Annotated in this window: 13 protein-coding genes; 10 read left to right on the top strand and 3 right to left on the bottom strand. The window is 58.0% G+C overall.

Going from position 1 to position 15,959, the window contains the following annotated elements; genetic code table 11:
* Positions 1 to 160: 160 nt before the first annotated feature.
* From L0Y14_RS10930 to L0Y14_RS10890, 9 genes are all read left to right on the top strand, one after another.
* Positions 161 to 763 carry an SCO family protein gene (locus tag L0Y14_RS10930; RefSeq protein WP_240991577.1) on the top strand — a complete coding sequence of 201 codons (603 nt, stop codon included), beginning with the start codon at positions 161 to 163 and terminating at the stop codon, positions 761 to 763.
* 767 nt (positions 764 to 1,530) lie between these two features.
* On the top strand, positions 1,531 to 2,637 hold the full coding sequence (locus L0Y14_RS10925) for a cytochrome-c peroxidase (RefSeq protein ID WP_006473890.1): 1,107 nt from the start codon (positions 1,531 to 1,533) through the stop codon (positions 2,635 to 2,637).
* Between the two features lie 17 nt (positions 2,638 to 2,654).
* Positions 2,655 to 3,893, top strand: coding sequence for a cytochrome-c peroxidase (locus L0Y14_RS10920; protein WP_005958940.1), 1,239 nt, complete (start codon positions 2,655 to 2,657; stop codon positions 3,891 to 3,893).
* Positions 3,893 to 4,462: an arsenate reductase (azurin) small subunit gene (locus L0Y14_RS10915; protein ID WP_005958941.1), complete on the top strand. Its 570-nt coding sequence runs from the start codon at positions 3,893 to 3,895 to the stop codon at positions 4,460 to 4,462. Before L0Y14_RS10920 ends, L0Y14_RS10915 begins: the two co-directional genes overlap by 1 nt.
* A 15-nt stretch (positions 4,463 to 4,477) precedes the next feature.
* A complete protein-coding gene (locus L0Y14_RS10910; RefSeq protein ID WP_005958942.1) occupies positions 4,478 to 7,174 on the top strand; it encodes an arsenate reductase (azurin) large subunit in 2,697 nt (898 codons plus the stop codon).
* 299 nt (positions 7,175 to 7,473) lie between these two features.
* Complete coding sequence (locus tag L0Y14_RS10905; RefSeq protein ID WP_006473889.1) at positions 7,474 to 7,920, top strand: phospholipase effector Tle1 domain-containing protein; 447 nt, start codon at positions 7,474 to 7,476, stop codon at positions 7,918 to 7,920.
* Positions 7,904 to 9,160: a phospholipase effector Tle1 domain-containing protein gene (locus tag L0Y14_RS10900; RefSeq protein WP_006473888.1), complete on the top strand. Its 1,257-nt coding sequence runs from the start codon at positions 7,904 to 7,906 to the stop codon at positions 9,158 to 9,160. Before L0Y14_RS10905 ends, L0Y14_RS10900 begins: the two co-directional genes overlap by 17 nt.
* Before the next feature lie 12 nt (positions 9,161 to 9,172).
* The gene (glgX, locus tag L0Y14_RS10895; protein WP_040818789.1) at positions 9,173 to 11,299 is read left to right on the top strand and encodes a glycogen debranching protein GlgX; all 2,127 of its coding nucleotides are present in this window, start codon (positions 9,173 to 9,175) and stop codon (positions 11,297 to 11,299) included.
* A 52-nt stretch (positions 11,300 to 11,351) separates the two neighbouring features.
* Positions 11,352 to 11,894, top strand: a complete 543-nt coding sequence (locus tag L0Y14_RS10890) for a DUF2058 domain-containing protein (RefSeq protein ID WP_005958947.1) — start codon at positions 11,352 to 11,354, stop codon at positions 11,892 to 11,894.
* Positions 11,895 to 11,905: 11 nt separating this feature from the next.
* Here the strand turns inward: L0Y14_RS10890 and rhlE are convergent, their stop codons facing one another.
* From rhlE to fliK, 3 genes are all read right to left on the bottom strand, one after another.
* Complete coding sequence (gene rhlE / locus L0Y14_RS10885; protein ID WP_006473886.1) at positions 11,906 to 13,363, bottom strand: ATP-dependent RNA helicase RhlE; 1,458 nt, start codon at positions 13,361 to 13,363, stop codon at positions 11,906 to 11,908.
* Positions 13,364 to 13,625: 262 nt separating this feature from the next.
* Positions 13,626 to 13,910, bottom strand: coding sequence for an EscU/YscU/HrcU family type III secretion system export apparatus switch protein (locus tag L0Y14_RS10880; protein ID WP_005958949.1), 285 nt, complete (start codon positions 13,908 to 13,910; stop codon positions 13,626 to 13,628).
* Positions 13,907 to 15,031, bottom strand: a complete 1,125-nt coding sequence (gene fliK, locus L0Y14_RS10875; RefSeq protein WP_006473885.1) for a flagellar hook-length control protein FliK — start codon at positions 15,029 to 15,031, stop codon at positions 13,907 to 13,909. Before fliK ends, L0Y14_RS10880 begins: the two co-directional genes overlap by 4 nt.
* 131 nt (positions 15,032 to 15,162) lie before the next feature.
* Here fliK and L0Y14_RS10870 point away from each other — a divergent pair, with 131 nt between their 5' ends.
* Entirely contained in the window at positions 15,163 to 15,957 is a 795-nt protein-coding gene (locus tag L0Y14_RS10870) for a pentapeptide repeat-containing protein (protein ID WP_006473884.1), read from the top strand.
* Positions 15,958 to 15,959 lie beyond the last annotated feature (2 nt).

The following is a 15,959-nucleotide window of genomic DNA, read 5'->3' as shown; positions in this document are numbered from 1 at the left end:
ACCCCAGTTAACCCGGATACGCCATTTGGTGTCTCCGGGTTTTCTTTTTCTGGCAGGGCGGCAGTGAGGATGATCAATGGTGATGATTGGCAATGACCGGATGAGCGACTTCGGGTAATCTTGAGCTATTCCAATAGGTTATTTAGAAGAGGTTATGAATATGTCTGAAAGACTCCCCATGTCATTGTTTTTCTGCCTGTTTTTTCTTTCGCTCAGTGCCTTTGCCGGGGCTGAGGCGCCTAGGCAGGATGAGGTGCTGGAGCAGGTTGAGGCCCCGCCGGGTGGGGATTTTGTGCTTGATTCGGTCAATGGGCCGCTGGATACTCGGCAGCTTCGCGGCAAGTCGATCTTCCTCTATTTCGGCTATACAAGATGCCCCGACGTCTGTCCGACATCGCTCTCTTTTCTGACCCAGGCGCTCAGTGAGTTGAGTGATGAGGAGTTGCAGAAGACGGTCTCGATCTTTGTCAGTGTTGACCCGCAACACGATACAGTGGAGTCGCTGGCCGACTATGTGGAATATTTTCACCCCAATCTGATCGGTGTGACGGGCACGGAAGAGGCCGTGGCGAAGGTTGCCAAGCAGTATGGCGCGCAATACTACGAGGTGGAATTAGAGGGCTCGGCCTTCGGTTACGCGGTCAATCACTCTGCCGCCACCTACCTGATCGCCCCGGATGGAGAGTTGCGATTCATCTTTCCCCATGAGACGCCGCCCGAGGTATTACTTCAGGCGGTGCGCCATCTGAATGCCGGTAACTGATTCCGTAACTATTCAGCTCTTGCTAGAGTCAAGAGCTGAATAGTTACCTGATTCCTTCCAAAACCCTCCCTTCCAACGCTATTAATCCGGTAGTTAAGGAGCCTCTGATTAAGTCTGGACGAAGTGGATTGTGATTCAGAATTTTCAGATTCAAGGCGCAAATCGCACGTAAAGCTACCGCTCCCTGCTCACGCTCCTCCCCGACATCCCTGTCGGGGATAGCTGGCTCTTGCGAACGACCGCATGGATGCAGGAGGTAGAGCAATGCATGGAGCCGTTGCCGAGATTTGCCACGCAGAAGCTGGATATTCTGGGCACAAGATACGAATTCATGACTTGATCAGGGGCTCCTTAAATAAATCGTTTGTAGGTTCGACTGTAGTTGGGCTGGCTCGGCTGAAGCTGAACCTACGGTGGCTGTGAGCCGATCTTCTGAATCTTTGGTGCCTTTGTCTGCGCCACCCTTCTCATTTGCGCGAAGCGGGCGAGTGCTCGGAATGTTGAACGATTTGATGTGCCTGAGTGATTTGTTCAGGGCGTTTTGGAACAGATCATTCAGCTGGGGGAAGTGGGATTTCTTGATCTGTATCAATGGCCTGGCTCTAACCATAGGAAAAACCGGGGTTTGTTGGTCAGGATAGGATTTGGCTCGGAATATGCAGATAGCTGAATCGAATTGGACCGTCGGCAGATCAATTAAGTTCCGGGGTCCGGATTCAGAATTTTCGGAATACCGATAATTGATAATCTGACTTGGAGGAAATCCAATGGGTGTACGAGTCAAGACCGGACATACCCTGCTGGCGGCAGCGCTGGGACTGGGTATGACGTTCGGTGCACAGGCCGGCAAGTATCCCGATATTTCACCTCTGCCTGATCTGAAGATCAACAAGGCAAAGGCAGAGTTGGGTAAGCGGCTGTTTTTTGATCGCCGTTTGTCGGGAGATGCAGGTATCGCCTGTGCCGACTGCCATCAACCGAAGCATGGGTATGCGCATTCCGATGCGCTCTCTCCGGGTTATCCGGGCAATGGCCATTTTCGCAACAGCGCCAGTCTGGTCAACACGGCACATAAGAAGGTGTGGAACTGGGATGGTCGTATCGGCACCAACCTGAACGATATGACCCGTGAGATGCTCACGGAAGACTACATCATGAATATGGATATGCGGATCATGCAGGAGCGTGTCAAGCAGGATCCAAAATATCTTGAGATGTTCAAGGCTGCGGGCATGGGCGAACCGTCAAACGGTAAGATCCGTAAGTTGATCCCTGAGTACCTGAAGACCCTGACCTCTCGCGGAGCGCCTATCGATACCGGCAAGATGTCTGCTGCAGCCAAGCGCGGCAAGAAGGTATTCGCGGGTAAGGGTGGCTGCATCCAGTGCCACAACGGTCCGCTGGCCTCTGATGGCAAGGCCCATAATACCGGTGTTCCCGAGAACTTTGATGTCTTCCTCGATCCGATGAACCACCAGGCATTCCTCGCCTTTGCGATGTTTCAGGGTATCGAGAACTACATGAACCTGAAGCGTGATCCGGGTTACTACAACGTCACCCTGAATGCTGACGACATGGGTAAGTTCGTGACTCCCAGTTTGCGTGAGTTGAAATACACCGCGCCCTACATGCACAACGGTATGCTGAAGTCGCTGGATGATGTGATCGCCTTCTACAACAAGGGCGGTGGCAAAGATAGCCGCAAGAGCAAGTTGCTGAAGCCTCTGAAGCTCTCCAAGCAGGAAAGACGCGATCTCAAGGCATTCCTGCTCTCCATGTCCGGTGAGCCTCTGACCAGCAGCAAGTATGTCTGGAAGGAAGCCTATCCGGCTGAGTATCCAGTGATCGAAAACTGGACTCAGGTCAAGAACTAAACGTCGAGGAGACAGCGATGAGTAAGATGAAACAGACTCCGACCCTGTTGGCCGCTGCCATCACGACAGCACTGCTGGCCGGTTGCGCTGCCCAGGTGACGGCGGAACAGTCCGCTGCCCCGGCTGCAGCGCCGGCAGCCGCAAAGATGGCCAAAGGGCCTGCGCCTCTGGCGCCTCTGCCTGCGCCGCCAATTCCGCCGGACAATCTACAGAGCCCTGAAAAGGTCGAATTGGGCAAGATACTCTTTTTTGATCCGCGTCTCGGTGGTGATGCCTCTACCGGTTGCTCCACCTGCCACGAACCCGATCAGGGCTGGGCATGGGCTGAGGACTTCTCCCGTGGTTATCCCGGTACCGTCCACTGGCGCAACAGTCAGACCGTGGTCAATAGCGGTTACATGCCCCGCCAGTTCTGGGCTGGTTCCGCCTCTTCCAATGAGAAACAGGCACGGGGTGCTGCCAGGGGTGGTGTGGCCGGTAATGGCGAGGCCGACATCATGGAATCACGGCTGAGACTGATTCCTGAATATGTCGAGCGATTCCGTGATGTATTCGGTACCGAGTGGCCCTTGGTTCGCGACGCCTGGCGTGCCATCTCCGCCTTTGAGCGCACTTTGAACAGTCGTGGTGAGTATGAGTCCCAGGTGGATAAGTACCTGAAGGGCGACAAGAGTGCACTGAACGCTGAAGAGATCAAGGGCAAGGCCCTTTTCGAGGGCAAGGCTGGCTGTATCCAGTGCCATAACGGCGCAGTGGCCTCTGATCAGGACTTCCACAATATCGGTGTACCGCCGAACAAGCGATGGGAAGAGGATGGCCTGGCACAGATCACCTTCCGCTTTGAGCAATATGCCAAGGGTCAGACTCAGGAGGGCTACCGTAAGGCCAAGTCAGATTGGGGCTTCTACTATCGCTCCAAGAACGCATGGGACAAGGGTAAGTTCCGCACCGCACCGCTGCGCTACCTGAGTTACACCGCGCCCTATATGCACAATGGTGTCTTCTACACCCTGGAAGAGGTCGTCGACTTCTACGATCGTGGTGGTTTTGATGAAGAGGGACGCACTACTCTGTTCCCAGAGAACAAGAGCAAGCTGATTAAACCGCTTGGTCTGACCGACGACGAGAAAGCAGCTCTGGTGGCGTTCCTCGAGGCGATGTCCGGTCCGGAGATCACCATAGAGAAACCCAAGATGCCCGAATATGCACCGCTCTTCACCAGGGCTGAGCTTGAAGCGGCACAGGAGGCAAAATAATGTCTGATATCGAGAAAAAAGACGAGACTGCAGCAGATCACGGCAAGTGCATGCTCAGCCGTCGTCAGTTCCTGATGTACAGTGGTTCTGCGGCAGCCGCAGCAAGTACTGTTTCGATCAGTCTGTTCCCTGGCCAGGCCGCAGCAAAGGCCCGTGTCGTGGGCTATCCGCGCAAGAAGATCGGCCAGCTCAGTGCCCTCAAGGATAACGAGCCGCTGAACTTTAATTATCCCGATGATAGCGCGATGAATATGCTGGTCAAGCTGGGTGGCGTGAAGGCTGGCGGCGGCGTCGGCTCACAGCGCGATGTGGTGGCCTTCAGCTACCTCTGCACCCACCAGGGCGGCAACATGATTGGCAAGTATCAGGCGGTGGGCAACCATCGGGTACTGGGCCAGTGCCCGCTGCACCTCTCCACCTATGATCTGACGCGTCACGGCATCATCGTCTCCGGACAGGCTTACCAGAGCCTGCCCCAGGTGCTGCTGGAGGTGGACGGCGACGATATCTATGCCGTTGGCATGATGGGCCTGATCTTCGGTCGTAACGAAAATCTATCGGAATCCTGAGGAGGAGAATAGACAATGGCAACTAAATATTACCTCCCTGAGGATCATACACCGCTGCCGCCGAAAAGCGCGGATGTGATGACCACCTGTTGCGACTACTGCATCGTGGCCTGCGGTTATAAGATCTATCGTTGGCCGGTAGGTGCGCCGGATGGTGGCCCGAAGGCCTCAGAGAACGCCTTCAATACTGATTTTCCTTCTGGTCCGCTGCAAGCTTGGGTGGCTCCCACCCAGCACAACGTCGTGATGCACAAAGGACGTCCCCACAATGTGGTGATCATCCCGGATAAGGACTCCAAGGTCGTCAACGTTGGCGGTGACTCCTCGATCCGTGGCGGCTGTATCGCGCAGAAGTGCTACAACCCCGACAAACCGACCAACGACCGCCTGACCTCGCCCCTGGTGCGGATCAACGGTACTCTGCAGCCGGTGAGCTGGGACTTCGCCCTTGATATCGCCGCCGACGTGGCCAAGCATGTCATCAAGGAGCACGGTGCCAACGCCTACAGCGTCAAGACCTACTCCTACCAGTACTTCGAGAATACCTACGCGATCAAGAAGTTTGCCCGTCGTCACATCAAGACCGCGGCGTTCACCTTCCACGATACGCCCTCTGATGTGACCTCCACCCCCGGCTTCCGGGATGCAGGTTTCGACAACTTCGGTCCGGCCTACAAGGACTGGGGGGATGCGGATGTCTTGATGATCTGCGGTACCGATCCGTATGAGACCAAGACGATGATCTTCACCCAGTTCATCAAGCCCGCCATCGACCGCGGCCAGAAGACCATTTGGCTTAACGTGCGTGAGACCGCCGGTATCGCCTACGCCAAGAGCCGCGGCAATGCGCTCTTCCTGCAGGTCAACCCCGGTACCGATACCCCGGTATTGGGCGCCATCTCCCGCATCATCCTGGAGAACGGCTGGGAGGATAAGGATTGGATCAAGCACTGGGTCAACGACAAGTGGGGCTCCAGCTCCGGCTTTGGCCAGGGTACTCGTAACACCCCCTGGCAGTGGCGTACTACCTGGGGCAAGTTCCAGACCAATGGTGTCTACGGCAAGAAGGGCTACAAGGCCTGGGTCATGTCCCAAAAGGAATATGAGCCCGAGGTGGCGGCCAAGATCGCCGGTCTCGATGCCAAGGATCTCTACAAGGCAGCCGAGTGGCTGACGGGGGCTGGCAAGGCGCGTCCCAAGGCGTCCTTTGGTATCGAGAAGGGCTTCTACTGGTCCAATAATACTGGCAACACCAATGCAATCTCTTCGATTGCCACCATCTGTGGTGCAGGTGGGCGTCCGGGTCAGGTGGTTGGTCGTTTCGGTGGCCACCAGCGTGGTGGTGCCGGTGGTGGCAGCTATCCGCGCAATAGGTCACCGGAGAAGGTGCCGGGGCGCCGTCGTCGCTCCCTGGATACCGATCGTTGGCTCTATTCAGGCCACACCCGCATGGCGCATGTCATCGGCACCACCTGGATCCAGGCGATGACTGGCTCCAACGGTCTGCACGCCAAGTTCGAGGAGCTGGTGACCAACAATCCAAACCAGGTCACCTCCTGGGAGAAGGATGAGATCATCAAGACCCTCAAGGCACGTGCCGACTCCGGCGGTACCGTGGTGATCGACCAGGATATCTACTTGCGCGATCCGATCGGCGCCCGCTTTGCGGATATCGTCTTTCCGGCTGCCACCTGGGGTGAGGAAGATCTGGCCCGCGCCAATGGCGAGCGTCGTATCCGCCTCTACCAGAAGTTCTACGATGCACCCGGTGATGCCAAGCCGGACTGGTGGATCATCGCCGGGCTGGCCAAGCGGATGGGTTTCGAAGGCTTCGATTGGAAAGACTCCAACCAGGTCTGCGAAGAGTCCTCCCGCTCCAGCCGCGGTAACCGCAAGGCCTACCACATGATCAAGGTCGCCGCCCATGCCGAGGGCAAGACCCTGCATCAGAAGCTGGCAGAGTTGGGTACCGAGGGCATCCAGGGGCCGACCTTCTACAACTACGAGACTGGCGAGCTGTTGGGGTCGGTGCGGCTGCACAACACCACCATGACTCAGGAGCAGATCGAGAAGGAAGGGCGCACCAAGGGTGCCAACATGATCAACAAGAAGGGAACCCACTTCAATTCCCAGACCGGTCGTGTGAACATCCAGAAACACCCCTGGAGCCTCTATGCAGACTACTGGGAGTGGATGAGTCCGAAAGAGGACGAGCTGTGGCACACCAACGGTCGTATCAACGAAGTCTGGCAGTCTGGCTTCGATGATATTGAGCGTCGCGCCTACATCACTCAGCGTTGGCCGGAGAACTTCACCGAGATCCATCCGGATGATGCCGCGGCCCGCGGTATCGAGTCGGGTGATCGGGTGATGCTCTACTCCAACCGCGTACCGGTGCACAAGAACACCATCAAGGGTGTGCATGGCAAAGACTTCCAGTTTTCTGAACTGATGAAGAACGGCCATATCGCACTGGAGAAGGGTGCCACCACGGCGATCGCGATCGTTACGCCACATGTGAAGAAAGGGACACTCTACTCCTACTTCATCACCCAGGGTCAGCCTTCGAATGCGCTGCAGGGGCGTGTGGTGGATAACATCAGTGGTAACTACAACTACAAACTCGGTGTCTGCAAGATCAAGAATCTTGGCCCTTCCGAGTATAAGGATGAGTTCCGCAGCATGTCGTTCGCACCGCGTAACATTGTCTGATCACATCTTCACTCTTTACTGAGTGACATGCGGGGCTTCGGCCCCGCTTTTTTTTGCTATGCAGGGCGAGTCCTATCCTCCTCACTATTTCATGGGCTACACTGGTCTCTGCCGGAGCCGGCCAGCTCCGATCGGCGTGGAGGAACGCCGCCACACAGGGAGCAAAAGGGGCGTCAGAATCCTGTGGAACCGATAATCAGAGCAGCGGATAGGAGCCACTCTCGTTGCATAACTCACCTGGGTGTTCACGTCTGTTCCCCCGTCTCTCCCTGCTGAGCCATCCATATTGAGGGGATTGCATGATGACAACAGCAGATTCAGATGCTGGTGGAGCCAGCCAGCCTGTGCCGATGCGCAACAAAAATATCATCCTGTGCTCCGATGGCACCGGCAATCGCGGTGGTATTGGCAAGGGTACTAACGTATGGCGACTGTTTCAGGCGGTGGACCGACATGGCCATCTGCAACAGGGGGCGGATGAGCAGGGTGACGATGCACCCTGTGAGCAGATCACCTTCTATGATGACGGGGTCGGCACCTCTGACTACAAACTCCTGAAACTGCTGGGCGGTGGCATGGGCTTCGGTCTCAGTCGTAATATCCGGGACATCTACAGCTTCCTGGTAAAACATTACCAGACTGGCGATCGGATCTACCTGTTTGGTTTCAGCCGTGGCGCCTTCACCGCGCGCTGTGTGGCCGGCCTGATCGATACCTGCGGCATCATCGATGCCTGGTGCAGATGATGATGAGCTGAAGAGGCGGGTGAGTGAGACCTTTGCTGCTTATAAATTCAGCTATTGGCAGGGGCTGAGTGGCATGGATCGACTGGCCAGCCTCGCTGATGACAAGTTGAAACAGGTTGGCATCAAGTACCGCAGAGCCTGGCGATGCCAAACCAACCATGGTGAGGATGGCAGGGAGGCCCCTGTCCACTGTGTTGGTGTCTGGGATACGGTGGGGGCGGTTGGCATGCCGGTAGATGAGTTGCGCGATGGCCTAACCTGGCTGCTACAACAGCTGGCCCGGATTCGCTTTCTTAGCAAGTATGTGCCGGTGGTTGAGTTTCTGGATGGCACCCCGCCCAGACATATGCAGCATGGGTTTCACGCCCTGGCAATCGACGATCAGCGCCAAGCCTTTCACCCTACGCTCTGGAAAGAGAGCGGAAACCCGGCAGAGGGGGCGCAGGTCGAACAGGTCTGGTTTGCTGGCATGCACTCCAACGTCGGTGGCGGCTACCCCAAGGATCAACTCGCCCTGGTCAGTCTCGACTGGATGATGGACCGGGTCGAGGCGTGTGGAGTGCGTTTTCTCGAATCCAGCCGTGCAGCGGTCCGCCAGCAGTTGGATGAGCATGGCAGGATGTACGATTCACGTGCTGGTCTAGGCATCTACTATCGCTTTATGCCCCGTGATCTGACAAAGCTCTGGAGTGATGCGACAAAGAGTGATGCGGCAAGGCCTATACTGATCCACCAGAGTGTCATGCAGCGCATTAGCGCCGCCACCCAGGGCTATGCCCCCCACAATCTTTCATCGAGCTTTAATCTGGTGAGTCGCACGGCCCTGAACCCGCCTGTTTACCAGCAACAGCCTTGGCAGGTGGATGCCGGCAAGTGTGACTATTACGATGTCTGTTTGGCGCGCAGTGCTCACTATGCCAGTTGGCGGCGGATCATCTACATGCTGCTGGTTGGCGCTACGCTCATCTTTCTGGGCCTGATCACCATGCTTGATCCCATACCCCAGGGAGAGATGATTGAAGCTTCACCGTTGTTGGGTGGGTTGATCAGCCTGCTGCAGTTTCTACTGCCGGATATGCTCGGTGGCCGTCTCGAGGCGCTAGGTGCCTACGAGGCGCCATTCTGGAGCCTTGTCGGGGTGCTTGCCCTCCTGTTTGTGGGCCATCGTCTGCTCAAGCGGAAGATGATAAATAGCGCCCAGGCGGGTTGGCGAAGGATCTTCCCGCTAAAGTCAGACTAACCAGTGTTGATCATGCAGAGCTACCAAACTACTCCCGGATCGAGGCAGCCGCTGGGTGCCTCACTCTCTTCGGCAGGCGCCAACTTCTCTATCGTCAGCCCTGACGCCACCCGGGTCGAGCTGCTGTTGTACGAGCATCATGATAGCCAGGCGCCGTTTCAGGTGATCGAACTTGATCCCGAGGTCAACCGGACCTTCATGTGCTGGCATGTCTTCGTCAAAAAGCTGAAGGCTGGCATCCACTACACCTGGCGGGTCGACGGTCCGTCGGACCCTTATCTGACAGGCAAGCGTTTTGATCCCAGCATCGAACTGCTCGACCCTTGGGCCAAGGCGGTCAGTGACAGTCGTTGGAATCGCACAGCCGCAATGCGTGGTGAAAAAAACGGCAGCATGCGCGCCATCGTGGTCAAGACCAAGGTCGGTAGCGGCGACCGGGAGGAGCGCCGCCGCCGTCGCATCCGGAAGGGGGCGTTTCGCTCCCAGGATGCGATCATCTACGAGATGCATGTGGGTGGATTTACGCTGCACCCCTCATCCGGGGTGGCGCCGGAGAAACGTGGTACCTTCGCTGGTGTGATCGAGAAGATCCCCTACCTGAAATCCCTCGGTATTACTCATGTGGAGTTGCTGCCGGTGATGGCATTCGACCGACAGGATGTGCCGGCGGGAGTGGCCAAGCGGGGGCTGAGCAACTACTGGGGCTACAGTACCCACAGCTACTACAGCCCGCACCCCCACTACTGCATCAGCCCGGAACGCGGTACCCACCTGGATGAGTTCCGAGAGATGGTGGATGCGCTGCACGAGGCGAATATCGAAGTGATCCTCGATGTGGTCTTCAACCACACCGCCGAGGCGGGAGAAAATGGGCCGGTGATCAACTTCAAGGGGTTGAACAACGACGTTACTTACCATCTCGATCCGGATGAGCCGAGCCGCTATCGGGACTTTACCGGCTGCGGCAATACCGTCAACTGCAACAATCCGGTGGTTTCCAACTTTCTGGTCAGCTGCTTGGAGTTCTGGGTCAACGAGCTGCATGTGGACGGCTTCCGCTTCGACCTCGCCAGTGTGTTGTCGCGGGGCGAGGATGGCGAGCCGATGGCCAGCCCACCGATCATCTGGGCGATCGAGCTGTCACCGGTGCTGAGCACCAAACGCATCATTGCCGAGGCTTGGGACGCGGTCGGGCTCTATCAGGTCGGCAATTTCCCCGGCTATCGCTGGAGCGAGTGGAACGGGCGTTATCGGGATGTGGTGCGGCGTTTTGTGCGCGGCGATCCTGGTATCCTCGGCGAGGTGGCGACACGCATTAGCGGTAGCAGCGACTACTATCGACACCAGGCGCGCCACCCCTTCAACAGCATCAACTTCGTGACCTGCCACGACGGCTTCACCTTGTGGGACCTGGTCAGCTTCAACCATAAACATAACCAGCCGAACGGTGAGCACAACCGGGATGGTCACAACGACAATCTCAGCTGGAACTGTGGTGTAGAGGGGCAGACCGAGGATGCAGAGATCCTCGCACTGCGGCGGCTGCAGGTGAAAAATTTCATGGCGATCCTGATGCTCAGCCAGGGGTTGCCGATGATCCTTGCCGGTGATGAGGTGCTGCGCAGCCAGCAAGGCAATAACAATGCCTGGTGTCAGGATAATGAAGTCGGCTGGTTCAACTGGGAACTGACCGAACAGAACAGGGAGATGTTGCGCTTCACTCGAGGCATGATCGCTCTGCGTAAACGTCACCCAAGCTTGAAACGGCGTCAGTTTTTGACCGGTGTGCCAGCGGCGGCGTCCGAGCTGGCCGATATCACTTGGCATGGAAAGAAATTCGGGCAACCTGCCTGGGACGATCCGGTTTCACGGGTGCTGGGTTTCACCCTCGCCGCGGTCGCGCCGGGTGAAGCCCATCTGCATGTCATCATGAATATGTCTGAGCGGCGACAGCGTTTCTCTCTGCCAGCAACGCCGGACATCAGCTGGCGGTTGGCTGTGGATACTGCTGCGGCTGCCCCTGATGACATCCCTGACCCTGATCAGCAGCCCTACCTCACTCGCGCTGAATTCGAGGTGGAGGCGCACAGTCTGGTGGTGCTGGAGGGGGAGGACTGCGGTAGCGGTTGCACAGACTGAGCCTTGCCATCATCATCACCCCCTTCATCCAGATTGCAAAGCAGAGAGGCAGATGGGTAATTCGCTACAGGATCAACTGCTACAGGCGGGAATGATCGCTAAACAGAAGGCCAAAAAGATCAAGAAGGCCAAACACAAACAGGACAAGCAGCAGCGCAAAACCAAGAGGCCTGTGAGTGATCAAGTCAAACAGCAGGCGCAGCAGGCACAGCAGCAGAAGGTGGCGCGGGACCGGGAGCTGAACCGGCAGAAGCAGCAGGCGGCAGAGCAACGGGCTGTTGTGGCGCAGATCCGCCAGCTGATCGAGCAGAATCAGGTGTCGGTAGAAGAGGGGGCTGAGATCGCCTACAATTTCACGGATGGCAGCAAAATTCGGCGTATCCATGTCAGCGAAGGCCAGCATGCCCTGTTGAGCAATGGCCGGCTCGCTGTGGTGCGACAGGGAGAGGGTTACGCGATGGTGCCGGCGGTAGTCGCTGAAAAAATCCGCCAGCGGGATGCCAGTGTCATCCTGGTGCTGAATGAGTCACAGCCGCAGGATGACGAGGATGATCCCTACGCTGACTTCAAGGTGCCCGACGATTTGATGTGGTAGGCGTTGTCTGCTTAGCCGCCTAGCAGGGCCGGCTTTTCGCCACTGCGCCGCCGACGTTGGGATCCACTAGCTGAGCGCTGCTGTGCAGGCCGTGTCGGCTTCTTGTGTGACTTGCTCTGGGAGCGGCGCTGGCCATCGGCGTGGCCGGCATGATCGGCATGGGAGTCGCCTCTTTTCTGCGTATTCGATCTCTCTGTCTGTGCACCAGAAGTGCTGCGTTTTGCACTAGAGCGGCCTTCGGAACGGCGCTGCTGGGGTTGCCCCGATCGCCGGCCCTGTCTCTGTCCGCCTGGCGCGCCGCGTCCCTGCCTGATCGGCTCTGCCGGGATGCTTGGGTCGGGTTCGTAACCGGGGAGCACCTTCTCGGTAATCTTGCGCTTCAGTAGCCGCTCGATGTCCCGCAGCAGCTTGTGTTCGTCGATGCAGACCAACGACACCGCCTCGCCCTCGTTGCCGGCGCGACCGGTGCGGCCGATACGGTGCACATAGTCCTCCGGCACATTCGGCAGCTCATAGTTGACCACATGCGGCAGCTGATCGATATCGAGCCCGCGGGCGGCGATGTCGGTCGCCACCAGCACCCGTACCTCACCACTCTTGAAGTTGGCTAGCGCCCGGGTACGTGCCCCCTGACTCTTGTTGCCGTGGATCGCCGCGGCGCTCAGGCCATCCTTCTCAAGCTGTTGTGCCAGCCGGTTGGCACCGTGCTTGGTGCGGGTGAAGACCAGCACTTGGCGCCAGTTGTTGGCGCCGATCATGTGGGAGAGCAGCTCACGCTTGCGCGCCTTGTCTACCGGGTAAACTACCTGGCTGACTAGCTCGGCGGCGGTATTGCGGCGGGCCACCTCGATCTGCTCCGGCTGGTTGAGCAAGTCGCTGGCCAGCCGTTTGATCTCCTGCGAATAGGTGGCGGAGAAGAGCAGGTTCTGGCGCTCATGGGGCAGTAGCCTCAGCACTTTGCGGATGTCGTGGATGAAACCCATGTCGAGCATCCGGTCTGCCTCGTCAAGCACCAGGATCTCGATGTGGGAGAGATCCAGGGTCTTCTGTGAAACGTGGTCGAGCAGGCGGCCGGGGGTGGCGACCAGGATGTCGACGCCGTGACGTAGCTTTTCGATCTGTGGGTTGATCTTCACCCCGCCGAAGATCACGGTGGATTTTAGCGGCAGATATTTGCCGTACTGCTCCACGCTCTCGCCCACCTGTGCTGCCAGCTCTCGGGTTGGGGTCAGCACCAGCGCCCGTACCGGGCGGCGGCCTTTTCCTTGAGCATGTTCCTCGAGCAGTTCCAGCAGCGGCAGGGTGAAACCGGCGGTCTTGCCGGTGCCGGTCTGGGCGCCAGCCATCACGTCGCGGCCGCTGAGGATGACCGGGATCGCCTGCTGTTGGACTGGCGTGGGTTGAGTGTAGCCCTGTTCGGAAACAGCACGCAGGATCGGGGCCGAGAGGCCGAGTTTCTCAAATGACATAGTGTTTTTGATTGCGCCAGAGGCGGTTGGGAGTAGAGCGTTGTGGGGGAAAGCGTAGAGATTGTCGCTGAATCGCGAGACTCTAGCGCGTGCTAAGCCAGATTGCAAATTCAGACCACACGACACCACTATCACGTCATCTATCTCAGCAAGTCGTTGTGTTACCACCAAGAGCACAAAGGACACGAAAGCGATAACAGTTTGTTTCTAATGCGGCTTTGTGCCCTTCGTCATTGCATGACGCAGTCTTGTAGACGGTGTCCTATTCGTAGCCTGGTGGCCGTTTGCCCGAGAGCAGATAGGCAAAGGCGATCACCTCGGCTACCGCACGGTAGAGGGCCTCGGGGATCTCATCACCCAACGGGATTTGTGCCAGCAGGGCACTGAGTTCGGTGTCCTGGTGCAGCGGGATATTGTGCTCTTTGGCGATAGAAAGGATCTGTTCCGCCACTGCCCCCCGCCCTTTAGCAGTGAGCCTGGGGGCGTTGCTGCCATCGTAGTTGAGGGCGATGGCGAGGTCGGCCTGCCGCTGTTTGTCGTCGCTCATGCCTTTTCATCCAGTAGCGAGAGGCCGCTGGGCAGTTCCCGCTCTTCTGTCGGTATGCCCTGATAGGCCTTGATCTGTGTGACTTCGAGGCCAGCCTTTTCGAAGGCGCTTTTCAGTTGGCTGGTATGTCGCTTCAGCAGTTGGGTGGTGTGTGACTGTTCCGCCCAAAATAGACTGGAGATGCTTTTTCCCTGCAGTCGCAGTTGTACCCGCATCGGACCGAGTCCCGCTAGGTTCATGCGCAGGGTGAGGCTCCAGATCTGTTCTTCATCCGGGTTCTCCTGAGTGCCCTGTCGCTTGATGAAGATGGTGAATAGATCGGTCTGATCCGCATTGCGGATCGGCAGCTCAAACTGCCACAGTTGGCGACTGGGGTCATCCTGGGGGAGGGAGTTGAGCTGCAGCGTTTCGATGCGGGCGAGGCCGGAGTCGAGCTGCTTAGCGAGGTCAAGCAGCAGCCGGGTGGCCGCTTCGCCCAGTGGTTGAGGTGCCTGGGGGGCGGCTTGGGGGAGTTGAAAGCGGCTTGCCACTCCAGCTCTATCTCCGAGCGTGAATTTGAGTACACCGAGCAGCTGCAGCAGACTGATCTTCAGGTCGCCCGCCTGTGGCCTGCCCTCCAGCAGGCTGCGTTCGCTGAAGAGGCCGCTGTTGCTCACGCCTTCACGCAGTCGCTGGATGAGCTCCGGCCGAGCGGAAGTGAGCAGCTGTTGGGTGATCTGGCCTATCGACTGGTGCAGACTCTCCGGCAGCTCCCGGCTGGCTGGGCTGGAGAGCAGTTCGGCGAAGCGCTGGAATAGCTGTGTAAGGGGCTGTTGTCGCGGCAGGATCGATTTCAACAGAGTACTCTGGATCTCAGCCAGGCTGCGTCCGGTCACCAGCTTGAGTTCCGGCAGCTCGCCTGCCTTCTCCACGCTCAGGGTAAGCTGCTGTCCGGTCTTGATGGCAAGTTGGGTCTGGGCGATTAGTTTGGTGACACCGATCTGCAGCCGCACACTGCCATTGATGTTGTCGCTCAGGGCCGTGGCCTTGAGCAGTTGCCCCGGCTTGAGGCTATTTAGCAACTGCTCCCGGGAGGGGGGCGGCGAGAGCTGCTCGGTCAGTTTCAGATGGGTGATGTGCATGGGCTGGTGCCGAAACCCTCTTTCAAGCGCTAAACATCCCTGCCGGCAGGGGCTGGAAAAAGTATAAGCGACTTGGAGGGCGATTCAATTTCGCTTTGGTTGCGCCGCTAACGGGGAAGACGAGGTGGCTGATGTCTACTGCGATGAGTGAACAGGAACAGAGATACCCGGACCAATGGCTGTTGCGCTGTAAGGGGGTGAAGCACGGGCCCTATCCAGCGGCTAGCGTGCGCCGTAAGCTGTTGCGGGGTGAATTGGAGCTGAGCGATGAGATCAGCCGAGATGGCCGCCAGTGGCAGCGGATTTTGCATGTCGCAGATGTGGTTCCCCTGCAACTGCGCGCCCTGCTTGGTGAGAAGCAGGCAGGGCGTCTGTTTGCCCATCGTGTGCACTCTGGGCATGAGCGGGAGGATGCACTCAGCGCACCTCTGAGTCCTGTGGTCATCCTCGCGTTGGTTGCGGGGCTGCTGAGCTTACTTGGTGTAGCGCTCTGGTTTGGCGTGCCGCCGCCAGTAGATCCACCCCGATGTGATGCGCCGCCCGGGCCAGGTGTCAACTGGCGCAACTGCGTGCTGGCGGGGGTCGATGTGGGCTCGGCAAGCCTGCAGGGTGCCAATCTGAATAGTACAATTCTGCGTGGTGCACATCTGACCGCCACCAATCTGGAACATGCCGATCTGCGTTATGCAAATCTGACCAAAGCCGATCTGGCCTATGCGCTGCTCAGCGGGGCGAGCCTGATGGGGGCGGATCTGCGTGGTGCGGATCTTTCCCACACTGATCTGCGCGGAGCAGATCTGCGGTTTGCCGATCTGAGCGGGGCGAGCCTGGCAGGTGCGCAGCTGCAGGATGCGCATTTTGACCAGGCGCTCTGGCTGGATGGCAAGCCCTGTCTGGTGGGCTCCAAAGGCAAATGCCTGCGCTGAAT

The organism is Candidatus Endoriftia persephonae, from assembly GCF_023733635.1.
GTDB lineage: Bacteria > Pseudomonadota > Gammaproteobacteria > Chromatiales > Chromatiaceae > Endoriftia > Endoriftia persephonae.
This window is presented reverse-complemented; position numbering and strand designations above follow the sequence as displayed.

Excerpts from the sequence above, each read along its gene's own strand:
- L0Y14_RS10930 (WP_240991577.1), top strand. The coding sequence starts at position 161 with ATGTCTGAAAGACTCCCCATGTCATTGTTTTTCTGCCTGTTTTTTCTT.
- L0Y14_RS10925 (WP_006473890.1), top strand. The coding sequence starts at position 1,531 with ATGGGTGTACGAGTCAAGACCGGACATACCCTGCTGGCGGCAGCGCTG.
- L0Y14_RS10920 (WP_005958940.1), top strand. The coding sequence starts at position 2,655 with ATGAGTAAGATGAAACAGACTCCGACCCTGTTGGCCGCTGCCATCACG.
- L0Y14_RS10915 (WP_005958941.1), top strand. The coding sequence starts at position 3,893 with ATGTCTGATATCGAGAAAAAAGACGAGACTGCAGCAGATCACGGCAAG.
- L0Y14_RS10910 (WP_005958942.1), top strand. The coding sequence starts at position 4,478 with ATGGCAACTAAATATTACCTCCCTGAGGATCATACACCGCTGCCGCCG.
- L0Y14_RS10905 (WP_006473889.1), top strand. The coding sequence starts at position 7,474 with ATGATGACAACAGCAGATTCAGATGCTGGTGGAGCCAGCCAGCCTGTG.
- L0Y14_RS10900 (WP_006473888.1), top strand. The coding sequence starts at position 7,904 with ATGCCTGGTGCAGATGATGATGAGCTGAAGAGGCGGGTGAGTGAGACC.
- glgX (WP_040818789.1), top strand. The coding sequence starts at position 9,173 with ATGCAGAGCTACCAAACTACTCCCGGATCGAGGCAGCCGCTGGGTGCC.
- L0Y14_RS10890 (WP_005958947.1), top strand. The coding sequence starts at position 11,352 with ATGGGTAATTCGCTACAGGATCAACTGCTACAGGCGGGAATGATCGCT.
- rhlE (WP_006473886.1), bottom strand. The coding sequence starts at position 13,363 with ATGTCATTTGAGAAACTCGGCCTCTCGGCCCCGATCCTGCGTGCTGTT.
- L0Y14_RS10880 (WP_005958949.1), bottom strand. The coding sequence starts at position 13,910 with ATGAGCGACGACAAACAGCGGCAGGCCGACCTCGCCATCGCCCTCAAC.
- fliK (WP_006473885.1), bottom strand. The coding sequence starts at position 15,031 with ATGCACATCACCCATCTGAAACTGACCGAGCAGCTCTCGCCGCCCCCC.
- L0Y14_RS10870 (WP_006473884.1), top strand. The coding sequence starts at position 15,163 with ATGTCTACTGCGATGAGTGAACAGGAACAGAGATACCCGGACCAATGG.